Origin of the sequence: Mycobacterium sp. SMC-16 (genome assembly GCF_046250085.1) — a bacterium.
GTDB classification, from domain to species: domain Bacteria; phylum Actinomycetota; class Actinomycetes; order Mycobacteriales; family Mycobacteriaceae; genus Mycobacterium; species Mycobacterium phocaicum.
In genome coordinates, this window is sequence record NZ_CP176427.1 from 2,118,680 (window position 1) to 2,140,457 (window position 21,778).

The 21,778-nt window shown below is 67.8% G+C and carries 20 protein-coding genes; 8 read left to right on the plus strand and 12 right to left on the minus strand.

Translation table 11 applies throughout. The features are described 5' to 3' along the window. Positions 1 to 28: 28 nt before the first annotated feature. Positions 29 to 730 (plus strand): lysophospholipid acyltransferase family protein, encoded by a 702-nt coding sequence (locus tag ACJEIK_RS10235; RefSeq protein WP_061010504.1) that lies wholly within the window; start codon positions 29 to 31, stop codon positions 728 to 730. A gap of 169 nt (positions 731 to 899) precedes the next feature. Here the strand turns inward: ACJEIK_RS10235 and ACJEIK_RS10240 are convergent, their stop codons facing one another. Further along, positions 900 to 2,171 carry a glycosyltransferase 87 family protein gene (locus ACJEIK_RS10240; protein ID WP_409431434.1) on the minus strand — a complete coding sequence of 424 codons (1,272 nt, stop codon included), beginning with the start codon at positions 2,169 to 2,171 and terminating at the stop codon, positions 900 to 902. A gap of 112 nt (positions 2,172 to 2,283) precedes the next feature. Here ACJEIK_RS10240 and ACJEIK_RS10245 point away from each other — a divergent pair, with 112 nt between their 5' ends. Both ACJEIK_RS10245 and ACJEIK_RS10250 read left to right on the plus strand, forming a co-directional pair. Further along, entirely contained in the window at positions 2,284 to 3,123 is an 840-nt protein-coding gene (locus ACJEIK_RS10245) for a hypothetical protein (RefSeq protein ID WP_234785546.1), read from the plus strand. Further along, positions 3,124 to 3,618 (plus strand): polyadenylate-specific 3'-exoribonuclease AS, encoded by a 495-nt coding sequence (locus ACJEIK_RS10250; RefSeq protein WP_061006811.1) that lies wholly within the window; start codon positions 3,124 to 3,126, stop codon positions 3,616 to 3,618. Between the two features lie 7 nt (positions 3,619 to 3,625). On the opposite strand, the gene ACJEIK_RS10255 is transcribed toward ACJEIK_RS10250, so the two are convergent. Next, a complete protein-coding gene (locus ACJEIK_RS10255; RefSeq protein ID WP_409431435.1) occupies positions 3,626 to 4,969 on the minus strand; it encodes a copper resistance CopC/CopD family protein in 1,344 nt (447 codons plus the stop codon). Positions 4,970 to 5,069: 100 nt separating this feature from the next. Next, entirely contained in the window at positions 5,070 to 5,846 is a 777-nt protein-coding gene (locus tag ACJEIK_RS10260; RefSeq protein WP_409431436.1) for a YcnI family protein, read from the minus strand. Between the two features lie 15 nt (positions 5,847 to 5,861). Between ACJEIK_RS10260 and ACJEIK_RS10265 the strand changes: the two genes are divergently transcribed. Continuing rightward, positions 5,862 to 7,184, plus strand: a complete 1,323-nt coding sequence (locus ACJEIK_RS10265) for an ISL3 family transposase (protein ID WP_052545499.1) — start codon at positions 5,862 to 5,864, stop codon at positions 7,182 to 7,184. A gap of 7 nt (positions 7,185 to 7,191) precedes the next feature. On the opposite strand, the gene ACJEIK_RS10270 is transcribed toward ACJEIK_RS10265, so the two are convergent. The 7 genes from ACJEIK_RS10270 to sigC form a co-directional block, all read right to left on the minus strand. Further along, the gene (locus tag ACJEIK_RS10270) at positions 7,192 to 7,893 is read right to left on the minus strand and encodes a plasmid pRiA4b ORF-3 family protein (RefSeq protein WP_052583420.1); all 702 of its coding nucleotides are present in this window, start codon (positions 7,891 to 7,893) and stop codon (positions 7,192 to 7,194) included. A gap of 149 nt (positions 7,894 to 8,042) precedes the next feature. Then, entirely contained in the window at positions 8,043 to 8,612 is a 570-nt protein-coding gene (locus tag ACJEIK_RS10275; protein ID WP_135356804.1) for a DUF5134 domain-containing protein, read from the minus strand. A gap of 28 nt (positions 8,613 to 8,640) precedes the next feature. Further along, positions 8,641 to 9,099 (minus strand): hypothetical protein, encoded by a 459-nt coding sequence (locus ACJEIK_RS10280; RefSeq protein WP_135356805.1) that lies wholly within the window; start codon positions 9,097 to 9,099, stop codon positions 8,641 to 8,643. Positions 9,100 to 9,199: 100 nt separating this feature from the next. Beyond that, complete coding sequence (locus tag ACJEIK_RS10285; protein ID WP_409431437.1) at positions 9,200 to 10,165, minus strand: hypothetical protein; 966 nt, start codon at positions 10,163 to 10,165, stop codon at positions 9,200 to 9,202. Positions 10,166 to 10,172: 7 nt separating this feature from the next. Continuing rightward, the gene (locus ACJEIK_RS10290; RefSeq protein WP_409431438.1) at positions 10,173 to 11,819 is read right to left on the minus strand and encodes a hypothetical protein; all 1,647 of its coding nucleotides are present in this window, start codon (positions 11,817 to 11,819) and stop codon (positions 10,173 to 10,175) included. Between the two features lie 3 nt (positions 11,820 to 11,822). Further along, the gene (locus tag ACJEIK_RS10295) at positions 11,823 to 12,401 is read right to left on the minus strand and encodes an EspA/EspE family type VII secretion system effector (RefSeq protein ID WP_409431439.1); all 579 of its coding nucleotides are present in this window, start codon (positions 12,399 to 12,401) and stop codon (positions 11,823 to 11,825) included. A gap of 81 nt (positions 12,402 to 12,482) precedes the next feature. Next, entirely contained in the window at positions 12,483 to 13,037 is a 555-nt protein-coding gene (gene sigC / locus ACJEIK_RS10300; protein ID WP_409431440.1) for an RNA polymerase sigma factor SigC, read from the minus strand. Positions 13,038 to 13,231: 194 nt separating this feature from the next. On the opposite strand from sigC, the gene ACJEIK_RS10305 reads away from it, so the two are divergent. Beyond that, on the plus strand, positions 13,232 to 15,397 hold the full coding sequence (locus tag ACJEIK_RS10305; protein ID WP_409431679.1) for a heavy metal translocating P-type ATPase: 2,166 nt from the start codon (positions 13,232 to 13,234) through the stop codon (positions 15,395 to 15,397). A 64-nt stretch (positions 15,398 to 15,461) separates the two neighbouring features. Here the strand turns inward: ACJEIK_RS10305 and ACJEIK_RS10310 are convergent, their stop codons facing one another. After that, entirely contained in the window at positions 15,462 to 17,426 is a 1,965-nt protein-coding gene (locus ACJEIK_RS10310; RefSeq protein ID WP_064858734.1) for a cytochrome c oxidase assembly protein, read from the minus strand. 113 nt (positions 17,427 to 17,539) lie between these two features. Between ACJEIK_RS10310 and ACJEIK_RS10315 the strand changes: the two genes are divergently transcribed. Beyond that, the gene (locus tag ACJEIK_RS10315; protein WP_409431441.1) at positions 17,540 to 18,913 is read left to right on the plus strand and encodes a PepSY-associated TM helix domain-containing protein; all 1,374 of its coding nucleotides are present in this window, start codon (positions 17,540 to 17,542) and stop codon (positions 18,911 to 18,913) included. Beyond that, positions 18,910 to 19,566: a DUF5134 domain-containing protein gene (locus ACJEIK_RS10320; protein ID WP_409431442.1), complete on the plus strand. Its 657-nt coding sequence runs from the start codon at positions 18,910 to 18,912 to the stop codon at positions 19,564 to 19,566. The genes ACJEIK_RS10315 and ACJEIK_RS10320 overlap by 4 nt, the downstream gene beginning before the upstream one ends. Here ACJEIK_RS10320 and ACJEIK_RS10325 read toward each other — a convergent pair. Next, on the minus strand, positions 19,563 to 20,276 hold the full coding sequence (locus tag ACJEIK_RS10325; RefSeq protein ID WP_409431443.1) for a zf-HC2 domain-containing protein: 714 nt from the start codon (positions 20,274 to 20,276) through the stop codon (positions 19,563 to 19,565). The genes ACJEIK_RS10320 and ACJEIK_RS10325 overlap by 4 nt on opposite strands. 113 nt (positions 20,277 to 20,389) lie before the next feature. Here ACJEIK_RS10325 and ACJEIK_RS10330 point away from each other — a divergent pair, with 113 nt between their 5' ends. Further along, positions 20,390 to 21,775, plus strand: a complete 1,386-nt coding sequence (locus tag ACJEIK_RS10330) for a class II 3-deoxy-7-phosphoheptulonate synthase (RefSeq protein WP_020103604.1) — start codon at positions 20,390 to 20,392, stop codon at positions 21,773 to 21,775. Positions 21,776 to 21,778: the final 3 nt, after the last annotated feature.

Here is a 21,778-nt window from a genome sequence, read left to right on the forward strand (position 1 = left end):
CGTCCGGGGGCCCTCAGCGGGAGGTTCGATGTTCTTCTGGTTCTACAAGTACATCTTGATGGGCCCGTTGCTGCGTCTTCTGGGTCGTCCGAAAGTCACGGGGCTGGAATACGTTCCCGACCAGGGGCCCGTCCTGCTGGCCAGTAATCATCTGGCGGTCGTCGACAGCTTCTATCTGCCGCTGGTGCTGCGCCGGCGGATCTTCTTCCTGGCCAAGGCCGAGTACTTCACCGGTACCGGTATCAAGGGCAAGCTCATCAAGTTCTTCTATTCGTCGACCGGCCAGGTGCCGATCGACCGCACCAACGCCGACTCCGCGGCCGACGCGCTGACCGCCGCCGCCAAGATCCTCGACCAGGGCAAGCTGCTCGGCATGTACCCCGAGGGCACGCGGTCGCCGGACGGCAAGCTCTACAAGGGCAAGACGGGCCTGGCCCGCATCGCGCTGGAGACCGGTATCCCCGTCATTCCCGTCGCGATGATCAACACCGACGTCGTGAACCCGCCGGGAAGCAAGATGTGGCACTTCGCGCGCGTCGAGGTGAAGTTCGGCAAGCCGATGGACTTCCGCCGCTTCGAGGGGCTGGCCGGCAACCGGTTCATCGAGCGCGCGGTGATCGACGAGGTCATGTACGAGCTGATGCGGCTGTCCGGGCAGGAGTACGTCGACCTCTACGCGGCCGACGTCAAAGAAGGCAAGACGCCGCCGCCCGCGATCAAGGCGGGCTGAGCGCCAGAACGACAAGAGCCGAGGATTGCCGTCACCAGGTGACCGCAGTCCTCGGCTTTCTTGATTTCGCAGGGCCGGTTCACCGGTTCGCCCACCGGACGCGGCGGCGGAACAGCGGCCGTCGGACCGCCGCGGCGTCACCGTCGCGTCAGCTGCCGACCAGCCGCCGTCAGTTCGTCGCCGAGACCGGCGCGACATGCTCGGTCGCATCGGCAGCGGGTGTGCCGCGGCCGGTGATGGTGCCCGCCGCGGCGATGACGGCCAGCCCCCACCACACGTACGAGCTGCCGACCACCTGACGCCACAGCGTTGCGTCGACCTCGTGATGTTCGGGCAACAGCCGGATCGGCGTACAGACCAGCAGGACGGCGCCCAGTGCGCTCACCGCGGCCAGGACGGCGCTGCGTTCCCGGTAGGCGATCACGGTGATGGTCACCATGGTCGGCAGGGCCCACACCCAGTGGTGCGACCACGACACCGGTGACACCACCAGGCCGAACATCGCCACGCACATCAGAGCCAGCACCGGCTGCCCCGCGCGCAGCACCCGATGGGCCGCCCACACCGTCAGCGCCAGTACCGCGAAACACAGCACGACCCAGAGCACGAATCGCGGCGTCGCCGACATCCCGAACCGCGCCAGCGTGCCGGAGATGTTCTGGTTGGTGTTCAGCGTCGCGGTGCCGATGCGGTCGGTGTTGCGGACCGTCTTGGTCCAGTACTCCCACGAGTCGCCCCACGCCAGCGCGAATGCGATGAGCGTGACCGCGACGGACGACGCCACCGTGGTGAGCAGGGCGCGGAAGTCGCGGCGCAGCAGGAAGTACAGCAGGAACACGGCCGGGGTCAGCTTGAGGGCGATCGCCACGCCGAGCAGGACGCCGCGCGGCCACGGGGTACGGCGGGGGACGCAGTCGGCGATCACCAGCGTCATCAGCACGACGTTGATCTGCCCGAAGTTGAAGTTGGACCGCACCGGTTCGAGGAACAGCACGGCAGGTCCGACGATGGCGACGGCGAGCCAGCACCGGCGGGCCAGGGCCGAGCTGCCGAGCTGCGATTGCGGCCAGACGTCCAGCCGGGTCAGCACGATCACGACCGACACCAGCAACAACACGAACGTCGTCACCGTGATGGCCACGCTCGCTGCGGGCAGCGGGAGCCAGGCGAACGGCGCGAACATGATCGCCGCCAGCGGCGGGTAGGTGAACGGCAGGTCGATGCCGGCCTCGGTACGGAAGATCGTGCTCTCGCTGTACAGCGGCGTGTTGTTCAGCCAGGCGCGGCCGCCCATCCGGTACACGTCGATGTCGATCCGGTACGGCGTATGACCCAGCAGCCGCCAGGCGCCCCATACCAACGTCAACATGGCCAGCAACTGCAGCAGCCGCCAGGCCAGCCGTTGTCCGGAGGCGGGCCAGAACCCGGGTCTGATACGCATCTCGCCGGACAGCCTATCGGGGGGACCGGCGCGTCGGCGCCCTGCGGTGCGGTGACACGCATACGCGGGCGTAAGTTTCTTCAGCGTGCGGTCGCCCTTACCTACGGAGTTCGTGTCCAGTGGGCGGCTGCCGTTGTTGTGGTGCCTGATTGCGTTCATCCTGACGTTTTTCGTGACCCGGACCGTGGTGCGCTACATCCGGGCCCATGCCGACAATCCGGCGCCGCGCAAGTGGTGGCAGCCGCGCAACATCGGTCACGGCAGCCTGCACATCCACCACGTGGTGATCGGCGTGGTGCTCGTGATGGTGTCGGGGGTGACGATGGTGACCCTCGCCGTCGACGGCGGCGTCCCCGAATTCACGGTGGCGGCAATCTTTTTCGGTATCGGTGCGGCCCTGGTCCTGGACGAGTTCGCGCTGATCCTGCACCTGTCGGACGTGTACTGGGCCGAGGACGGCCGCACCTCGGTCGACGCGGTGTTCGTCGCGATCGCGGTGGCCGGGCTGCTGATCCTCGGGTTCAACCCGCTGTCGTTCTTCGACATCACGGTCTGGCGTGACGACCAGGACGTGGCCGCCCGGATCACGGTGGTGGCGCTGGCGCTCATCACCCTCGCGATGGCGGTCATCGTGCTGCTCAAGGGCAAGGTGTGGACCGGCCTGATTGGGATGTTCATCACACCGCTGCTGGTCATCGGGGCAATCCGGCTGTCGCGACCGCACGCGCCGTGGGCCCGGTGGCGCTACACGAGCCGGCCGCGCAAGATGAACAAAGCGCTGGAACGCGAGCGCTGGCTGCGCCGGCCGGTGGTGCGGGCGAAGCTGTGGTTACAGGATGCGATCGCCGGTATGCCAAAGTTTCCCGACGACGCGGACGTTGATCAACAACTCGACCGCGAGATCCACGCGGCACCCGCGCCGCCGGACCGAACGCCGACCGAGGTTGCCTGAATGAAGTTTTTTTACGACACCGAGTTCATCGACGACGGTCGCACCATCGACCTGATCTCGATCGGTGTGGCCGCCGAGGACGGGCGCGAGTACTACGCCGTCTCATCGGAGTTCGACCCCGACCGGGCCGGTTCCTGGGTGCGCAAGAACGTGCTGCCGAAGCTGCCGTCGCCGTCGTCGAAGGTGTGGCGTTCGCGCCGGCAGATCCGCTCGGAGCTGGAGGACTTCTTCAACATCGACGGTGACGAGCCGATCGAGCTGTGGGCCTGGGTCGGCGCCTACGACCACGTGGTGCTGTGCCAGTTGTGGGGGCCGATGGCCGACCTGCCACCGGCGATGCCGCGCTTCACCCGGGAACTGCGACAGTTCTGGGAGGACTGCGGCAGCCCGCGGATGCCACCGCGGCCGCGCGATGCCCACGACGCGCTGGTGGATGCGCGACACAACCTGGACCGCTACCGGCTGATCGCCGAGATGATGACGGCGCCGAGGTAAGTCACGGTCACCAGGCGCGGAACGGCACGCTGGTGACGGCGGCGTCGTTCGGGCCGAACTGCACCGTCAGCTGCAGCGTCCACAGTCCCGGCCGCGGCGCCGTCGCGTACGTGCTGTGCCAGCGACCGTCGGCACCCGCCGTGAAACGCACTGGCAGGCTGGCGATCTCGGCGCTCGACAGGTTGCCCCGCAGCGCGGTGGCGCCGGGCACGGTGATGTCGATGGGGATGGCGCCGTGCCGCGTGGTGTCGAGATGCACCTGCGCCTGGCGGCCCTCGTCGAGCGCGGCGGTTGCGGTGAACGCGGGGCCGTAGGTGGTGCGGGCGGGCGGCTCGCCGGTGAGCACCGTGGTCATGATCAGCACCAGCACCGCGAGCGCGGTTTCCAGCGGCACGGTGCGACGCAGCCGCTCCGGGGTGAGCCGGCGCCGGCCGAGGTAGGCGAGGACGGCCATGAGCGTCACCAGGAAAAGCTTGGCGCACAAGGCCATTCCGTAGCCGGTCGACCACAGGGACTCGATGGGCGACACCTGCCGCCAGGCCTGGTACTCGCCGGTGAGCAGGACCGCCGCGACGCACCCGAACGCCACCCGGGACCACCGCGCCAGCTCGTCGCTGCGACGGGCGGGCAGGACCACCAGCGTCAGCACGCCCAACCCGCCCAGCCACAGCGCCATGGCCAGCAGGTGGACGGTGGTGACGGTGATGGCGAGCCACGGGTCCGGACCTGCGGAAGCGTGCCCCGAAGCGGCGACGCCCGCCGCGAGCGCCGTCGCGATCACGACGAACAGCGCAGTCCCGGCGCGCACGGTCGCCGCGAGCAGCGCGAGCAGGACCGCCTGCACGTAGAGCCGGCCGTCGGGTCCGGTGGTCACGGCGTCCATGACGGTCGCCGCGGCCAGCAGCAGCCAGCCGATGCCGGCCAGGACGCGCGTGCGGCGCAGCGTGAGTGCCCATCCCCACACCAGCCGGGCCGCCGCGAGCACACCGACACACAGCACCAGGCCGGCATACGTCAGACCGCGGGAGACATCCGACGCCACCGACGACGACACGACCGGACGAACCTCCGGCGGCGCGTCCGGCGCCTGCTGCACACCGAAACTCACCGACCCGGACACCTCGTGCCCGTCGGCCGACATCAGCCGCCACGTCGCGGTGTAGCTGCCGCGCGGCAGGTCCGGCGGCAGGTCCAGTTCCACCGCGGTGTTGCCCGACCGCTGCCGCACCTCGCGGTCGACCCGCGCGCCGGAGTTCGAAATCACCTGAACCGCACCGGGAATCAGGCGAACCGGCTCATCGAAGCTCAAGGTGACCCGGCTCGGCGCGGCCGGCAGGGTGGCGCCGTCCACCGGATCGCTGGAGACCAGGACGGCGTGCGCGTGTGCGAGGGGAGCCGGCAGCAGGAGCGCGAGCAGAGCCGCGAGCAGCGCTGCGACCGGTCTCAGTTTTCTAGTCGTGACTCGTCTTTCGTCGGGAGGCTGCCAGGCTAGCGATCGCCACCAGCAACGCGACCACCGACACGGCCAGCGCCGTCAGGCCCGGCCACGTCGGCGCCGCAGCAGCCGGAGCCGCGGCCGCGGGCCGGTCGTGGTCCCCGCCGCCGGCGGGCTTGAGGTGCAGGGCCGGCGCCGGGTGCTCGGGCTCGGGCTGGCCCGGGTTGGCCTTCTCGTTCCAGTTGACCGTCTTGCCGTCGCTGTAGGTCTGGACCGCGGGCAGCGTCAGGGTGTTGACCTTGGGCAGCGGGCCCGCCGAGATGGCGAAGACGTTGAACTGATGCGGCGGGATGGGCGCGTCCGGGCCGGTGGCCTTCCACTCGACCGACGAGACGTACTCGGTGACCTCGGCACCGTCGTCGTCCTTCTGTGGGGTGGGCAGCTTCTTCTTGGTGAGGGTGGCGGTCCAGCCGGCCTTCTGCTGCGTGCTGACCGAGATGATCGGCTGGTCGTCGGGCAGTACGACCAGCAGGCCCGTGGTCGACGCGGTGTCCGACTCGGTCGGCACGCGGAAGTTCAGGACACCCCAGCCACCCTGGGTGGCGTCGCCGGTCACCTTGACGTGGGCGGCGGCCGGTGCGGCCAGGGCGACGGCGCAGGCCGTCGTCGCGGTGATGGCGGCGATGGTCCGGAAAAGCGGCTCTTCACAGATGAGGGTGTAGAGGTGGTTGGCGCGTCGTTGCCGGGATAGAGGTCGAGGTCTCTCGAAAATGAGGGTTCCTACACTCCTCATCCGAAAGACCTCGACGTGCCTGACGCTACCGGTCGGGCGGGCTTCGCCTGCGCTGACCTGACGACTTTCTGCCGCCTCGACGAACTTGGGCTGCAGGTGACCGGACAACGCCTTGAGCCCGGCCGTGCTGTGCTGGCGTGCCGGGTGACCGACGAGGACCGGTGGTGTCGTCGCTGCGGCGAAGAAGGCATCCCACGCGACAGCCTCACCCGTACTCTGGCCCATGAGCCGTTCGGGTGGCGCCCCACCACACTGCTGGTGACCATCCGTCGCTACCGGTGCGCCGGCTGCGCCCACGTGTGGCGACAAGACACCACCAGGATGGCCGAACCACGTGCCAAGCTGTCGCGGCGTGCTCTGCGGTGGGCGCTGGAAGCCATTGTCTGCCAGCATCTATCCGTGGCTCGCATCGCCGAAGCGCTCGCGGTGTCGTGGAACACCGCCAACAACGCGGTGCTGGCAGAAGGCCGACGGGTGCTGATCGCCGATCCGGCCCGTTTCGACGGCGTGGCGGTGATCGGCGTCGATGAGCACGTCTGGCGGCACACCCGTCGCGGTGACAGGTACGTCACCGTCATCATCGATCTCACCCCTGTGCGTGACGGGACCGGTCCGGCTCGGCTGCTCGACATGGTCGAGGGTCGCTCAAAAAAGGCGTTTCAGGACTGGTTGGCCGAGCGGCCGCAGGACTGGCGTGACGGCGTGGACGTTGTTGCTATGGATGGCTTCTCCGGGTTCAAGACCGCTACCGCCGAGGAACTGCCCGAGGCGGCGACGGTGATGGACCCTTTCCACGTGGTGCGCCTGGCTGGCAACGCCCTCGATGAGTGCCGCCGCCGGGTGCAGCTGGCGACATGTGGGCACCGCGGCCGCAAGTCCGACCCGCTCTACACCTGCCGACGCACCCTGCACACCGGTGCCGATCTGCTCACCGACCGCCAGCGCACCCGGCTGGCCGCCTTGTTCGCCGCCGACGCCCACGCAGAAGTCGAGGCCACCTGGCAGATGTATCAGCGCACCGTGGCCGCGTATCGTGAACCCGACCGCACGAAAGGCCGCACGATGATGGCGGCGCTGATCACCACGCTGAGCACCGGCGTTCCCAAGCCGCTGACCGAACTGATCACCCTGGGACGGACCCTGAAGAAGCGTGCCGCCGACGTGCTGGCCTACTTCGACCGCCCCGGCACCTCCAACGGGCCCACCGAAGCGATCAACGGCCGCCTCGAACACCTGCGCGGATCCGCGCTGGGCTTCCGCAACCTCACCAACTACATCGCCCGGTCACTGCTCGAGACCGGAGGCTTCCGAACTCAGCTCCTTGCACCTCGGCAGTGAAGAGTCCTCAACGCATATTCGACGCGGCCAGAGCGTCATTGGTCTCGGTCACCGAGAAACGATCGGGGTGCCAGCCTCGGGGCAGCCAGTCGCGCATCTCCTGCGCACCCAGCCCCATCGGTGTTGCCCGCGGGTCGTACCCGCCACGAACCCACGCAGCCAATTCCTCATAGCCGCCCAAGCCACCACAATCCTCCGGCGGGCAGGCCATCTTGCCCGCCAGGCACACCGGAGCCGAAGGTGGATCATCGAGAACGTCTTCGACCACCAGCACGTGCTCCCATCCGTCGCCGAAGTCGTAGTCATAGAACAACCGGTCGCCCTTACCGGAGACCACCTGATCCAGGCGCACACCGTCCTCGACGAGACCGTCGTCGCCTTCGCTGAGATCAAATCTGGTGACGAAGTAGACACGGGTACGCCGGTCCGCCCCGACACCGAACTTATGCAGATGACCGTCCTGCCAGCCCATCGCAACCTGCAGCACGTCATGCAGCTCATCGAGCACGAGGTCACCCGGCAGGACCAGACGACGCCAGATCGGCGGCTTGGCGTACATCAGGTCGACCCGCACCCGGAAACCCCGCACACGCTCCGGCACAGCTCCCACCTCGGGTGTCGGTTCATCGAACACTCCCGCGAACAAATCCCGGCCAGCATCGGCCATCAGCTGTTGCAGCATCGACAGGTCCACACCACCCCCGGACACCGCGCTCTTCCTCTTACTCTTCCGCTTCTCCTCCGGCACACACCCAGCCAACCAGACACCCCAATCACAGGCCGACAGCAGCTGACCGTTCTACACCCTCAATCATGAAGAGCCGGAAAAGCTTGGGCATGTTGTCCTTTCGGGTGGGGTCAGACGGCCATGACAGCGAAGGCGACGCTCATGCCGAGTGCCATGAGCAGGTCGGCGTACGGACGCTTCGGCCCGCGCACCAGCAGGTAGAACCACCACAGCGCGGCGGCGCAGAATCCGATCGCGAGCACGACACACACCGCGGTGAACCAGCCGGGGGGAGTGACGGCGACGGCGCCGTGGCCGAGGTGGGCGCTGTGGTGACCGGAGGCTTGGGCTCCCGAACCGGCCTCAGCCACCGGAACGCCGGCGTTGGGCGCCATCAGCAGGCCCATCAGTGCCATCGCGGCCATCATGGCGCAGTGGTAGACGGGGTGCGGCAGCTCGAAGCCGAACAGGGCGAGGTAGGCGAAGTACAGCGCGCCGGCGGTGAACACCAGCACGTACAGCAGCGGTGACACCTGCATGCCGGCCGGCCAGAGCATCGCGATCATGCCAACCGAAGCCACCGCATGCAGCACCGCGACGCCGCGCTGTCGGGGTACGCGCCGACCGGCGCCCGCGAACAACAGCGCGGCCACCGCGAACACGGCAGTCAGCGCCCAGCGCAGGGCGGAGTCGGCGATCACGCTGTCATTAGTCGTACGGAAGGGGGATTCAGTTCCCGGCGGGCTTGAATCGCATGTCGGGCTGCGATCGTTCGAGCGGCGTCAGCACCACACCCAGCCAGCAGACGGCCAGCACCGCGGCTGCGACGAAACCGGCCAGCGACCACCACACCGCGACCCGCGCCGGTGACGTCTGGCACCACCAGACCGCGCCGAACCCGGCGGCCGTGGCCACGCCCGACAGGTACAGCGCCGCGCAGCACACGCGAAAGCGCTTGCGCCACAGTGCCGTTGCCGATGCGATGGCGGCCAGGGTGAACAGGATGGCGACGACCTTCAGTACCCACCGATGCGATTCCGACCAGCTGACCCCGGCCGACACCACCAACACGACGACCGCGACGGCGGTGGGGTAGCGGCGGGCAGGACCGATCCAGACCTCGTCGAACACCCGGCGCCCGATGGCGCTCAGGGTGTGCTCGAGGTCGATCGCGTGGCGGGTGGACAAGCCGAACTCCGTTCAGTCTGTAGACCAGTTTCGCAGAGTTGGTCGGGCAAGTGGCAGTGTGGGTTCCGAGGTGGGGCCGGTTGACGCTCTGGCCCGGGGTCTACCGCGGAGGGGCTCCTGCTCGGATCGTGCGGCTCACGCGGCCGAAATCGTCGATCGCTGCGCGCTGATCCGGAATACGGCTGGTGAATGCGGAAATCATTGCGGAATACTCTGCCCAAGCCGCTTCACCGAATTGAAGCCTGACGTGTGATGGTGACATCAATTCGCTGTTGTTCGTGAAGTACTTGGGCGAGATGTCGGCGTTCGGTCCGGTTGCCGTCGCGCGGGCGAATAGGTAGTTCAGTTCGGTTTCTTCGATTCCCTGGGACCAGTTTGAGTTCGGATCAGGGGAGCGCACGCCGGCGGTCGCGGCAAGTGCGATCAGACGAGCGATGGCCGCGACGGGCTCGCTCATCGCTCTCGATGCGCCCGGCTGACGGCGGATGACTTCAGACAAGTTGTCCTGATACCGCGCTACCTGACGGTCGATCGCCTGACCGAGTATCAATGAGCTTGTCGGGTCGTTGGCGAGGACCGCAAGCAAACTGCGAGTTTTGGGCATTGCGCTGCCGAGTGCATCCAGCGGTGGAAACTGGGGTGTCAGTTGATCCTCGCTGACCAGGCTTCCGAGGTACGGGACGATAGCCAGCGTGTAGCTCTGAGTGAGGGCCGGGTTTGCGCTGCCCAGCTGCTCGAGCGAGTCCGAGTTGGCGGCGAGGTAAGTCGCAATGGTGTGAGCCGTTTCGGCAGCAAGCGCCCGGTCGTCAGGGTTGGGTCCGGTTGCGGCCGCGGGTATCCATTGGAACCACGCTGTGACGCGGTTGGATTGGTCGCCCCATTTGTATGTGGATACGGATTTCAGGAATTCTTGCCCGGCCGGGCCGGGGGCGATCTGGTGTATGGATTTCGGGTCCGAATCCCCGGGCAGATTCGGTGCGGCCGGCGAATGAGAACAGCCGGGCAGAAATATGAAGGTTGCGAATACTGCCGCAAACCACCGATGACCATAGCGACGATTTAGCAAGTGATTGCTACTTCCTGGCGGGAGGGATTTGATCCAACGGTGCGTGGTAATTCTTGCCGAAATTTATAATTGACGAATCGAGAGAATGTTGTTGATTCGCGAAGTAGCGTTCTAGCGCGGCAGAATAATCAGACCATCCGGCTTCTCCGTATTTCGCTCGAACTTCGGCAGGCGTCATCAACACTCCGGAACCGTTGTTGGTGAAGTACTCGGGCCCGATGTCGGCATTGGGTGTGTGTACTAGCTGAGCTGCGACTGTGTATGCGACTTGGGTGGACGCGTTCCCCAATCCCTGGCTGCCGCTTGGGATGTCAATGTCAGGGGTGGAGTAGTCCCCGGGGAAATTGTCGATTTTCGGCTCTTTACCGATCATCCCGTCTTGGAAAGCCGAATGCGCACGGTCGAACCCCGGAAGGTTCTCGCCAACCACGTCCCAAGCCAACTTCTTCATCTCCCACGCGTCATGTGCGCGGTCAAATGCACTTGCCTGGGTATTGTTGCCGTGCTGCTGTACTTCCATGAAAACTCCGGCATCAACGAGGCCGATTAGTCGACCTGCTCTGTCGAGGTCGGCTCGATGGGGGTTTGTACCGGTGATATTCGGATCCGTTTTTGCGGCTTGGGCGAATGAATTTTCGTAGTCCATGGCAGTTTTGTAAGCATGGGCATTGAATTCTTTGGCTGCGTCGGGATTCGAGTCCATTACCGCGAACAGTGATCGGGTGTTATGTAGATTGCTGCCGAGTTGGTCCAGTGGTTCGAAGCCGTGCTTATTCTCGCCTACCATGTCGGACTGGTAGGGCAGGAGTCCATGAGCCATGCTCTGTACCAACTTTGGATCCATCTCGCCGAGGCTGTGGTGACCGGGAAGATTGAGTAACTCTCCGCCATGCACGCCGACGTAGTTGGCGTAGGCGTGGGCAGTTTTGGCGGCAATATCGGCATTCGGACCATTCGCCTCCTCATTCGTCCAACTGAACAACGATCCCGCCGCAGCACCGTTGTCCCTCCAGGCATGAGTGGTGATGTCGTGGATGAAATCGTTGCCTTTGTTGCTGGTGACGAGGTCGGATACGGCAGTATGGTCGCGGCCCGCCGACTCGAAAATGCTCGAAACCGCGGGATCGATCCATGGGTCACGTTCTCCCTCGCCTTTGACGCTCGCCGGGTCGTGCTCCCAGATGGGGGTATCCATTATTCGATCGGCTTTGTTGAGCATTTCCCGATCCAAACTGGTTCCCGCTTGTAGCGAGGAATTGCCATCCTTGACAATTCCCGAAATATCGTGCATTTGGTCTATATATTCTGCGCCAGGCGATTTGATCGCTGCCTGTACGCTTTGTGGAAGATTGTTAAATCCACCCTTCGTCATATCATTCGGGTTGTCGAGGTCGCCCGGGTGTAATGGGGTCTTCGGGAACTGCACCTTGTCGTTGCTCATCAATTGCCAGGAATTGGCGATGATGCCCTTCTGGTCGCCGAGGCGTTGTTCTGCGGCCTTGAGATCTTTGATGCTCATGCCGTTCTGCTGAGCCTGCATCTGACTGAGATACGAGCCTTGTTCGGGACTCAGCGGTTGTCCTGGTTTGATCGTGTCGAGTACATCACCGACCCGCTTCGCAGCTTTCTGGTCGCCGGCCAGCGCGTCGTGCACATCTTATTCCGCTCTCCGGCGAGCGTCGTCGTCCTTCTCGCCCGTGAGCTTGTCGATGCCATCTTTGTCGCCGGGGCCTTTATCCTTCGGATCGCCGCCAAGCTCGTCCCAACCGGCTTTCAGGATATCTACTCGCCCCGCGATAGACGCCATTTCATTGTGCGTGCGTCGAATAATCTCGGAGATCTCGCTGCTGCCTTTAGAAACCACCGAGAACAGCTGTGCGTCTCCAGCGGCGGTTTTTGGCAAACCGGCGGCCGCATCGTTCACCCATTGGCGTACTGCGTCTAATTGTCGCCGACCTGCTAACACGGCATCGGCCGAGCGGGTGATCTCCACACCCATTTTCTGATCGAGTTCGGCCATGCGGCCGAACTTACGGGCGCGGGCGTCGTTGGCGTCGGCGTACGCATCGGACGCTGAGCCGGTCCAGTGAGAACCCGGCGCGGCCGACTGAGTTTGAGATTGGAGGTCGCGGAATTGGGGGCTCTTGTCGTATCCGCTGCCGTCCACCGGGACGCCCTCGCCGAACGTAGCCCGCGTTTGGCCCCAAATCGCATTGAAGGCATCCAATGCACCCACAGCAGTTGACCTCCCCGCACTGTTGTGGGGTTCAGTCTATGGCGCCCTACGTAAGGTCAGGCCCGCCAGTTTCGCGGCGGCTCAGCCCGCGCTCTGGTCCTGGTTCCCGGCCCGCAGCAGGTCGTCGCGGGCCCGGGCGACCCGGGAGCGGATGGTGCCGACGGGGCAGCCGCAGATTTCGGCGGCCTCGGCGTAGGACAGGCCCAGCACCTGGGTCAGCAGCAGCGCTTCCCGGCGGTCGGCGTCGACACCGTCGAGCAGCATGCGGATTTCGACGATGTCCTCGAACCGGGCGGTCGGCTGGTGCATGTCGATGACGGTCTCGGGCTCGATGGCGGCGCTGCTGCGCGGCCGGCACTGCTTGCGCCGGATGTGGTCGACGACGACGCGGCGCGCGATCGACAACAGCCAGGTGCGGGCGGTCGACCGGCCGCGGAACCGGGACAGCGAGCCGAGGGCCCGCAGGTAGGTCTCCTGGGTCAGGTCGTCGGCGCTGCCGGGCTCGTCGAGATAGGCGACGGTGCGCCAGACATCGCGCTGGGTAGCCTTGATGAACTGCTCCAATGCGGCGCGATCGCCCCGGCCGGCCGCCAGTGCCAGGCGGGTCACCTCGTCGTCGTCGCCGCGGCTGTTCACGGCCCGACCATATGTGACGAGTGCCGGGAACTCACAGCCGGGCACGTCCGACCAATGTTTTTGGGTACCTCGGCTCCGCCGGGGACAATAGGAGGATGATGACGGCCAGCACAGTGGTCGGCAGCGCGGTCGACGCTGCCGCAGCTGCCGATGACAGTGCGGCTGCGCGCCGGGTGCAGCTCGACGTGACCGGTATGACGTGCGGCGCCTGCTCCGCGCGGGTCGAGCGGACGCTCAACAAGATGCCGGGGGTTCGCGCCTCGGTGAACTTCGGGACCCGCGTCGCCACGGTCGACGCCCTTCCCGAGGTTGCCGATTCCGATCTGTGCGATGCGATCCGCAAAGCCGGCTACGAAGCCGAGCCCCGCTCCGGGGTGATCACCGGCGACCGCGACGACGAGGACCTCTCGCACGCCCACTATCTGCTGCGCCGCCTGCTGGTGGCCGCGGTGCTGTTCGTCCCGCTCGCCGATCTGTCGGTGATGTTCGCCGTCGTCCCCAGCACCCGTTTCACCGGCTGGCAGTGGGTGCTCACCGCGCTGGCGCTGCCGGTCGTCACGTGGGCCGCCTGGCCGTTCCACCGCGTCGCGTTGCGCAATGCCCGCAATCGCGCGGTTTCCATGGAGACCCTGATCTCGGTCGGCGTGTCCGCCGCCACGGTCTGGTCGCTCTACACGGTGTTCTTCGGACACCACGCCACCGAGGCCACCGGCATCTGGCAGGCCCTGGTCGGCAGTGACGCGATCTACTTCGAGGTCGCGGCCGGCGTCACGGTGTTCGTGTTGGCGGGACGCTATTTCGAGGCCCGCGCCAAGTCCAAGGCGGGCAGTGCGCTGCGGGCGCTCGCGGCACTGAGCGCGAAGAACGTCACGATCCTGCTGGCCGACGGCACCGAGATGGTGATCCCCGCCGAGGAGCTCGCCGAACAGCAGAAGTTCGTGGTGCGGCCCGGTCAGACGATCGCGGCCGACGGACTCGTGGTCGAGGGCTCGGCCGCCGTCGACACCAGCGTGATGACGGGTGAGGCCAAGCCGGTCCGGGCGATGCCCGGCAGCAGCGTCATCGGCGGCACGATCGTGCTCGACGGACGCCTGATCGTGGAGGCCGCGGCCGTCGGCGCCGACACCCAATTCGCCGGCATGGTGCGGCTGGTCGAGGAAGCGCAGGCGCAGAAGGCCGAGTCGCAGCGCCTGGCCGACCGCATCGCCTCGGTGTTCGTGCCGTGCGTCTTCGCCATTGCCGCACTGACCGCGCTGGGCTGGGCCCTGGCGGGCGCGGGCCCGGACAAGGTGTTCGCCTGCGCGCTGGCGGTCCTGGTCATCGCCTGCCCGTGCGCGCTGGGCCTGGCCACGCCGACGGCGATGATGGTGGCGTCCGGACGCGGTGCCCAGCTCGGCATCTTCCTCAAGGGGCACCGGTCGCTCGAGGCGATTCGGGCCGTCGACACCGTCGTCTTCGACAAGACCGGCACCCTGACCACCGGGCACCTGGCCGTCACCGCGGTCACCGCCGTCGACGGCTGGGCAGACGAGGACGTCCTGGCTCTCGCCGCGGCCGTCGAATCGGCGTCCGAGCACGCCGTCGCGGTGGCCATCACCACGGCAGCGCCCGAGCATGAGGCCGTCACCGATTTCCAGGCCGTTCCCGGTCGCGGTGTCGTCGGCACCGTGGGGGAGCGCGAGGTACGCATCGGCAAGCCGTCCTGGGCAGCTGGCCGTGCCGCGGTGCCCGCGGCCCTCGCCGAAGCGCGGCGCGGCGCCGAATCCCGCGGCGAGACAGTCGTTTTCGTGGCCGTCGACGACGAGCTGTGTGGTGCCATCGCGGTCGCTGACGCGGTGCGCGAATCGGCGGCGGGCGCCATCGCGGCGCTGCACGAGCGTGGTCTGAAGACCATCCTGCTGACGGGCGACAACCCCGCGGCCGCCGCCGCGGTGGGTGCCGCGGTGGGGATCGACGACGTCATCGCCGACGTGCTGCCGGACGGCAAGGTCGACGTCATCCAGCAGCTGCGCGACCGCGGCCGCATGGTCGCGATGGTCGGTGACGGCATCAACGACGGCCCGGCGCTGGCCTGCGCGGATCTGGGTCTGGCGATCGGCCGCGGCACGGACGTCGCGATCGGCGCCGCCGACATCATCCTGGTCCGCGATAGCCTGGATTCGGTGCCGCAGGCCCTCGACCTGGCCAAGGCGACCATGCGCACCATCCAGATGAACCTGGTGTGGGCCTTCGGCTACAACATCGCCGCCATCCCGGTGGCGGCGGCCGGGCTGCTCAACCCGCTGATCGCGGGCGCGGCGATGGCCTTCTCGTCGTTCTTCGTGGTGTCGAACAGCCTGCGCCTGCGCAACTTCAAGTGATTTGTGCACGATTTTCCGCGCGTGCCGCGGAAAATCGTGCACAAATCCCTGGTTGACGGCGGGGTTACTGCTGGCCGCGCTGGCGGGCCAGTTCGCGCAGCATCGCGTTGTAGGCATCCAGGTCGTCGTCGGCGTAGTCCGCGTCGGCGTGCCGGTCGGCACGGGAGGCGGCGCGGCGATCCTGCCGGGCCCACTGCGCCACGAGGGCGATGACCACCAGGATCACCGGCAGTTCGCTCGAGCCCCACGCGATGGCGCCGCCGAGGTGCTGGTCGGCACCGATGCTGGACAGCCACGGCAGGCCGACGAACTTGTAGAACGGCCCGCCGATGGTGTCGGTCATGGTCATGGTCGCGATGCCGAAGAACGCGTGAAAAGGCATGACCGCGAACAACAATCCGAGCCGACCCAGGAACGGTAGGCGCTTGGGGCCCGGGTCGATGCCGATGATGCCCCAGTAGAAGAGGTAGCCGACCAGCAGGAAGTGCACGCTCATCAACTCGTGGCCCCAGTGGTAGCGGACCAGCGTGTTGAAGATCGGGGTGAAGTACACCGCGTACAGCGACGCGACGAACAGCACGAACGCGACGATCGGATTCGACAGTGCGGCCGTGACTTTCGAGTGCACGAGCCACAGGATCCATTCGCGCGGTCCGGGCGGGGCACCCTCTCCCGCCGGGGGCAGGGCGCGCAGCGCCAGGGTCACCGGGCCGCCCAGCACCAGCAGGACGGGGACGAACATGTTGAGCGTCATGTGCTCGCCCATGTGCACGCTGAACATCGCCGAGCCGTAGGCCCGCACCCCCGAGCTGCTGGTGAAAAGCAGCACCGCGCAGCCGATCAGCCACGCGAGCAACCGGCCCGCCGGCCACTCGTCGCCGCGGCGCCGCAGCTTCAGGTACGCGTACAGATACGCGCCGGCAAGGACCAGCGCGCCGATGCCGATGAACGTGTCGAACCGCCAGACCGTCAGCAGCCGAACCACATTCGGCGGGTCGGGCAGTTCGTAGCCGAGGAAGACGTCCCACGTCGTGTACTTGTGGTGCAGCAGGCGCGGTGCGGTCTGCACCGCCATGGCGGACACCGCGGCGAGCGCGGTGATCGCGGGCAGGCAGGTGGCCAGCCGGGACGGCTTGGCGCGGCGCAGCGCCGCGGCATCGGTGATCCACGACGCCGCCAGCGCGATCGCGGCGACGATCGCCCACCGCCCGTAGCCGCTGCCCGTCAGGCCGGGGGGCCCGAGCTGTTCGGCCAGCAGCAGCACGCCGTAGATCAGCGCGACGGTGCCGCAGGCCACCTGGATGATGAGCACGCGCCGGTAGAGGTCGGCGGCCGGCGGACTGACGACGGCCGCGATCTTGGTGCCGGCCAGCACCGCCAGTGCCACCGCGAACACGATGACCGCGCTGGTCGTGTAGTCGTGGTCGGGCCCTTCGCTGGCGTTGCCGGTCACCGGCAGCGCCAGGACGCCGATCACGCTCGGGAGCAACAGCACGACCATGGCGATCCACCGCACGCTGAACCGCAGCGTCAGCGCCACGACCGCGGCGCACAGGGTGGCGACGATCCAGCCACGGGCCATCTCGGACGCACCGATGGCTTCGCCCAGCCGGCCGCTCTCCACCAGTCGCAGTGCCGGGGCACCGGCGTCGGTCGCCGCCTGCACCACGACCATGAACGCGGAGGCCACCAGCCAGACCAGCGAAACCCGTTCCAGCACAAGGTGGATGCGGAAGGCGGGCGGGTCGATGACGCCTTTGGCGTCGGGGCGCGCCGTGGTGACGACGTACAGCAGGCCGCCGAGACAGACCGCGGCGGCGAGGATTGCCGTGAAGTAGCCCACCGGTTCGGCGCACGAGGTGAACGTGCCGGGGTAGCTGTCGCCCGTGGCGACGAAGCGCTGATCGCCCGAGATGAGGGCGTAGGTGACCAGGGCGGCGACCGCGGCCAGATAACCCAACAGCGGCAAGAGTTGGCCCCGTCGCGTAGCTCGCCCTGTAGCCAACCCGTCCGCCCGGTCCGAGCCCATCGAAATACCGGCCTTCCACCTGAAGAACTGATCACGCCCAGTCTACGACCAGGTGTCGTAGAAATTTTCCGGGCGCAGGAACTCCTGGCGCCGCGGGCCGACCAATACAAGTTGTGAGTCCTACCCAACTGCCCGAGTCGGACGTTGCCGTCGCGGCCGACCCCTCGGCGTGGAAGCGTTTTCGCCCGGCGTTGCTGCGGCTGCACTTCTACGCCGGCCTGTTCGTCGCGCCGTTCATCCTGATCGCCGCCGTCACCGGTCTGCTGTATGCGGTGATCCCGCAGATCGACAGCGCGGTGTACCGGCACGAACTCACCGTCGACCACGTCGGCGACCGCCAGTTGCCGCTGGCAGCCCAGCTGGCAGCCGTCCGGGCCGCGCACCCGGAGGGCACCGTCACCAGCATCCGGCCGCCCGCCGCGGCCGACGAGACGACGCAGGTGACGCTCGCGGTCGACGACGTCCCCGCCGACTACGCGCGCACGGTGTTCATCGACCCGTACACCGGCGCGATCCGCGGCGCCCTGACCACCTACGGCCAGTGGCTGCCGGTGCGGTCCTGGTTCGACGAACTGCACCGCAACCTGCACCTCGGCGCCTTCGGCCGTAACTACAGCGAACTGGCCGCGAGCTGGTCGTGGGTGATCGCCGGCGTCGGCCTGCTGCTGTGGATCGGGCACAACCGGGGACAGCCGCGCCGGCTCGTCGTCCCGGATGTGCGGGCGACCGGGCGGCGCCGGCTGCTGTCGTGGCACGGCACCCTGGGGGTCTGGATCCTCGCGGCGGTGGCGCTGCTGGCGGTGTCGGGAATGACGTGGTCGCGGTTCGCGGGGGAGAACGTCGCACAATTGCGGACGCAGCTGAGCTGGACCAGCCCGTCCGTCGACACCGCGCTGCCGGGGCAGACCGCCGGGGCGGCGTTGGACGAGGCCACCGCGCTGCGCGGGGCCGACGCGGCGCTGCGGGTCGCCCATGACGCGCACCTGCGGACCCCGATGTGGATGTATCCGCCGTCGACGGCGGGCCAGGGCTGGCAGGTCGCCGAGCGCAAGCGTGATTGGCCGACGCAGTACGACGCCATCGTCGTCGACCCCGCCACGGGCACGGTGACCTCGCGGTTGGACTTCGCCGAGTGGCCGCTCATGGCCAAGATGACCGACTGGGTCATCGACCTGCACATGGGCATCCTGTTCGGCCTGGTCAACCAGCTGGCGCTGATCGCGGTCGCCCTCGCGATGATCGTCGCGATCCTGCTGGGCTACCGCATGTGGTGGCGCCGCCGCCCGACCCGCGGGGACGGGTTCGCCCTCCCGACCGGACAACGGCGCGGCGCGCTGTCGGCGCTGCGGCCCCATGAGGCGGCGCTGCTGGTGCTCGTTCTCAGTGGCGTCGGCTATTTCGCCCCGTTGTTCGGCCTCACGCTGGCCCTGTTCGTCGCGGTCGACGTGGCACTGGGCTGGCGGCAGCGGCGGCGGGCGGCCAAGTGATCGCCGACATCTGGCTCCGGTTGTTCGTGACCGGGCTGTTCGTGCTGAGCGCGGCGCAGTGCGTCTATGCCCTCGTCACGGCCCGTGCGGACCGGGCCTGGATCGACCAGACGAGCCGCGCGCTGCACCTGTTGATGGCGGTGGCGATGCTGGTCATGGCGTGGCCGGCGGGGATGGGTGTGCCGAACCGGCCGCCGATGGTGTTCTTCCTGCTGGCGGCCGGCTGGTTCGTCGTGGTCCTGGCGGTGCGCGCCGGCCACCGGGTCGCCGACGGCTATCACGCGGTGATGATGCTGGCGATGGCGTGGATGTACGCCGTGATGGACGGGCGGGTGCTGCCCGGGCAGTGCACCGGAACCGCTGCCGACGCGCCGCAGTCGGCGTCGTCGATGCCGTCCATGCCGGGCATGGACATGTCCGGGACGACGGCGCATCCGGGGCCGATGGGCGGCTGCGGGCACCCGGCGGCGTGGGTGGACGCCGTGAACTGGGCGCTCACCGCGATGTTCGGGGCCGCCGCATTGTGGTGGGCCATCCGCTACTTCGCGGTGCGGCAGGAGCGGCCCGACGTCCCGGCCCGGCTGTGGTTCGCCGTGGCCTGTCAGGCCATGGCGGCGGCCGGGATGGCAATCATGTTCGGCGTGCTGGTCTAGGCGGCGTTGCCGTCGGTGGGCCACAGGTGGCCCCGGCGGCGGCCGCGGGAGGCGTTGTCCGGCAGCGTGATGTCGTCGAGCGTGGGGGCCGCGTCGCGGTCCGGCCGTGGCGGTTCGAGGGTGTGGCGGCGCCACACCAGCACGGTCAGCACCACGCCGGCCAGCGCCGGCAGATGGCTCAGCATGCGGACCGCGCCGACCGCTCCGGTCAGTCCGTCGACGACGACGTAACCGGTGAGCACGAGGGTGAAAACCCCGCCGACGATGGCCAGACCCATGGCCGCGGCGGGACGGGCGGCGGCGACCAGCATGGCGACGCCGAGCGCGACGGACCAGGCCGTCGACTCGTTGACCACATGCCCGCCCATCGAATGGCCGACGTGCACGCCGATGCTGACACCCGCCGCCTGCAGGACGGCTAGGACGATCTGGATGCCGCCCACCACCGCGAGGGCGATGCGCACCCAGTCGAGGCCGTCGCGGGTTTCGGGCAGGGCGGGTTGCGAGACCGAATCGGTCACCGCGGTCATCCGGGTCCGGTCGGCGGCGATCAGCCCACGCAACACGTCCATCTGGCTGTTCAGCTCGTCCTGCCACTGCCGGCATTCCGGGCAGGACGCCAGGTGCTCGTCGACGCGGCGCGCGGGGACGGGCTCGTGCTCGCCGTCCATGCGCGCGGACAGCGCCTCCCGGGCAATCTCGCACTCCACATCGTCAATAGTCGCGCACCGGGCCCGGTTTTCTCCCGGTGGTCCCCAATCCGTCGATCGGTGGCCGAATTGGCGGGTAAATAGTCGCTGGTCGGCGCCGGTACCATAGACACGTGAACTGGACCGTCGACGTACCCATCGACCAGCTGCCCGAGCTGCCCCCGCTGCCCGAGGACCTGCGCACCCGCCTTGCCGACGCGCTGTCCCGTCCGGCCGCGCAGCAGCCCAGCTGGCCTGCGGACCAGGCGGCTGCGATGCGCAAGGTGCTCGAGAGCGTGCCGCCCATCACCGTGCCGTCCGAGATCGAGAAGCTCAAGCTGCAGCTGGCCGACGTAGCGCAGGGCAAGGCGTTCCTGCTGCAGGGCGGCGACTGCGCCGAGACGTTCGTCGACAACACCGAGCCGCACATCCGGGCCAACATCCGGACCCTGCTGCAGATGGCCGTCGTGCTGACGTACGGCGCCAGCATGCCGGTGGTCAAGGTGGCCCGCATCGCGGGGCAGTACGCCAAGCCGCGCTCGTCGGACACCGACTCGCTGGGCCTGACGTCCTACCGCGGTGACATGGTCAACGGCTTCGACCCGGACCCCGCGGTGCGCGTGCACGACGCGTCGCGCCTGGTGCGGGCCTACGCCAACGCGAGCGCCGCGATGAACCTGGTGCGCGCGCTGACGTCGTCGGGTCTGGCGTCGCTGCAGCAGGTGCACGAGTGGAACCGTGAGTTCGTCCGCACGTCGCCGGCGGGTGCCCGGTACGAGGCGCTGGCCGCCGAGATCGACCGTGGCCTGAACTTCATGACGGCCTGCGGCGTCAACGACCGCAACCTGCAGACCGCCGAGATCTACGCCAGCCACGAGGCCCTGGTGCTCGACTACGAGCGCGCGATGCTGCGGCTGTCCACCGAGTTCGATGAACCGCGCCTGTACGACCTGTCGGCGCACTACGTCTGGATCGGCGAGCGCACCCGTCAGCTCGACCACGCGCACATCGCGTTCGTGGAGACCATCGCCAACCCCATCGGCATCAAGATCGGCCCGACCACGACGCCCGAGATGGCCGTCGAGTACGTGGAACGCCTTGACCCGCACAACATTCCGGGCCGGCTCACGCTGGTCAGCCGGATGGGCAACGGCAAGGTGCGCGACGTGCTGCCGGGCATCATCCAGAAGGTGGAGGCCTCTGGCCACCAGGTCATCTGGCAGTGCGACCCCATGCACGGCAACACCCACGAGAGCTCGACGGGCTACAAGACCCGGCACTTCGACCGCATCGTCGACGAGGTGCAGGGCTTCTTCGAGGTGCACCGCGCGCTGGGCACGCACCCGGGCGGCATCCACGTCGAGATCACCGGCGAGAACGTCACCGAATGTCTCGGTGGCGCGCAGGACATCTCGGACGACGACCTGGCCGGCCGCTACGAGACGGCCTGCGACCCGCGCCTGAACACCCAGCAGAGCCTGGAGTTGGCGTTCCTGGTCGCGGAGATGCTCCGCGACTAGCCC

Bases quoted from the DNA above. Each gene is read 5' to 3' on its own strand.
- ACJEIK_RS10235 (WP_061010504.1), top strand. From the start codon at position 29: ATGTTCTTCTGGTTCTACAAGTACATCTTGATGGGCCCGTTGCTGCGT.
- ACJEIK_RS10240 (WP_409431434.1), bottom strand. From the start codon at position 2,171: ATGCGTATCAGACCCGGGTTCTGGCCCGCCTCCGGACAACGGCTGGCC.
- ACJEIK_RS10250 (WP_061006811.1), top strand. From the start codon at position 3,124: ATGAAGTTTTTTTACGACACCGAGTTCATCGACGACGGTCGCACCATC.
- ACJEIK_RS10260 (WP_409431436.1), bottom strand. From the start codon at position 5,846: ATGAGGAGTGTAGGAACCCTCATTTTCGAGAGACCTCGACCTCTATCC.
- ACJEIK_RS10305 (WP_409431679.1), top strand. From the start codon at position 13,232: ATGACGTGCGGCGCCTGCTCCGCGCGGGTCGAGCGGACGCTCAACAAG.
- ACJEIK_RS10310 (WP_064858734.1), bottom strand. From the start codon at position 17,426: ATGGGCTCGGACCGGGCGGACGGGTTGGCTACAGGGCGAGCTACGCGA.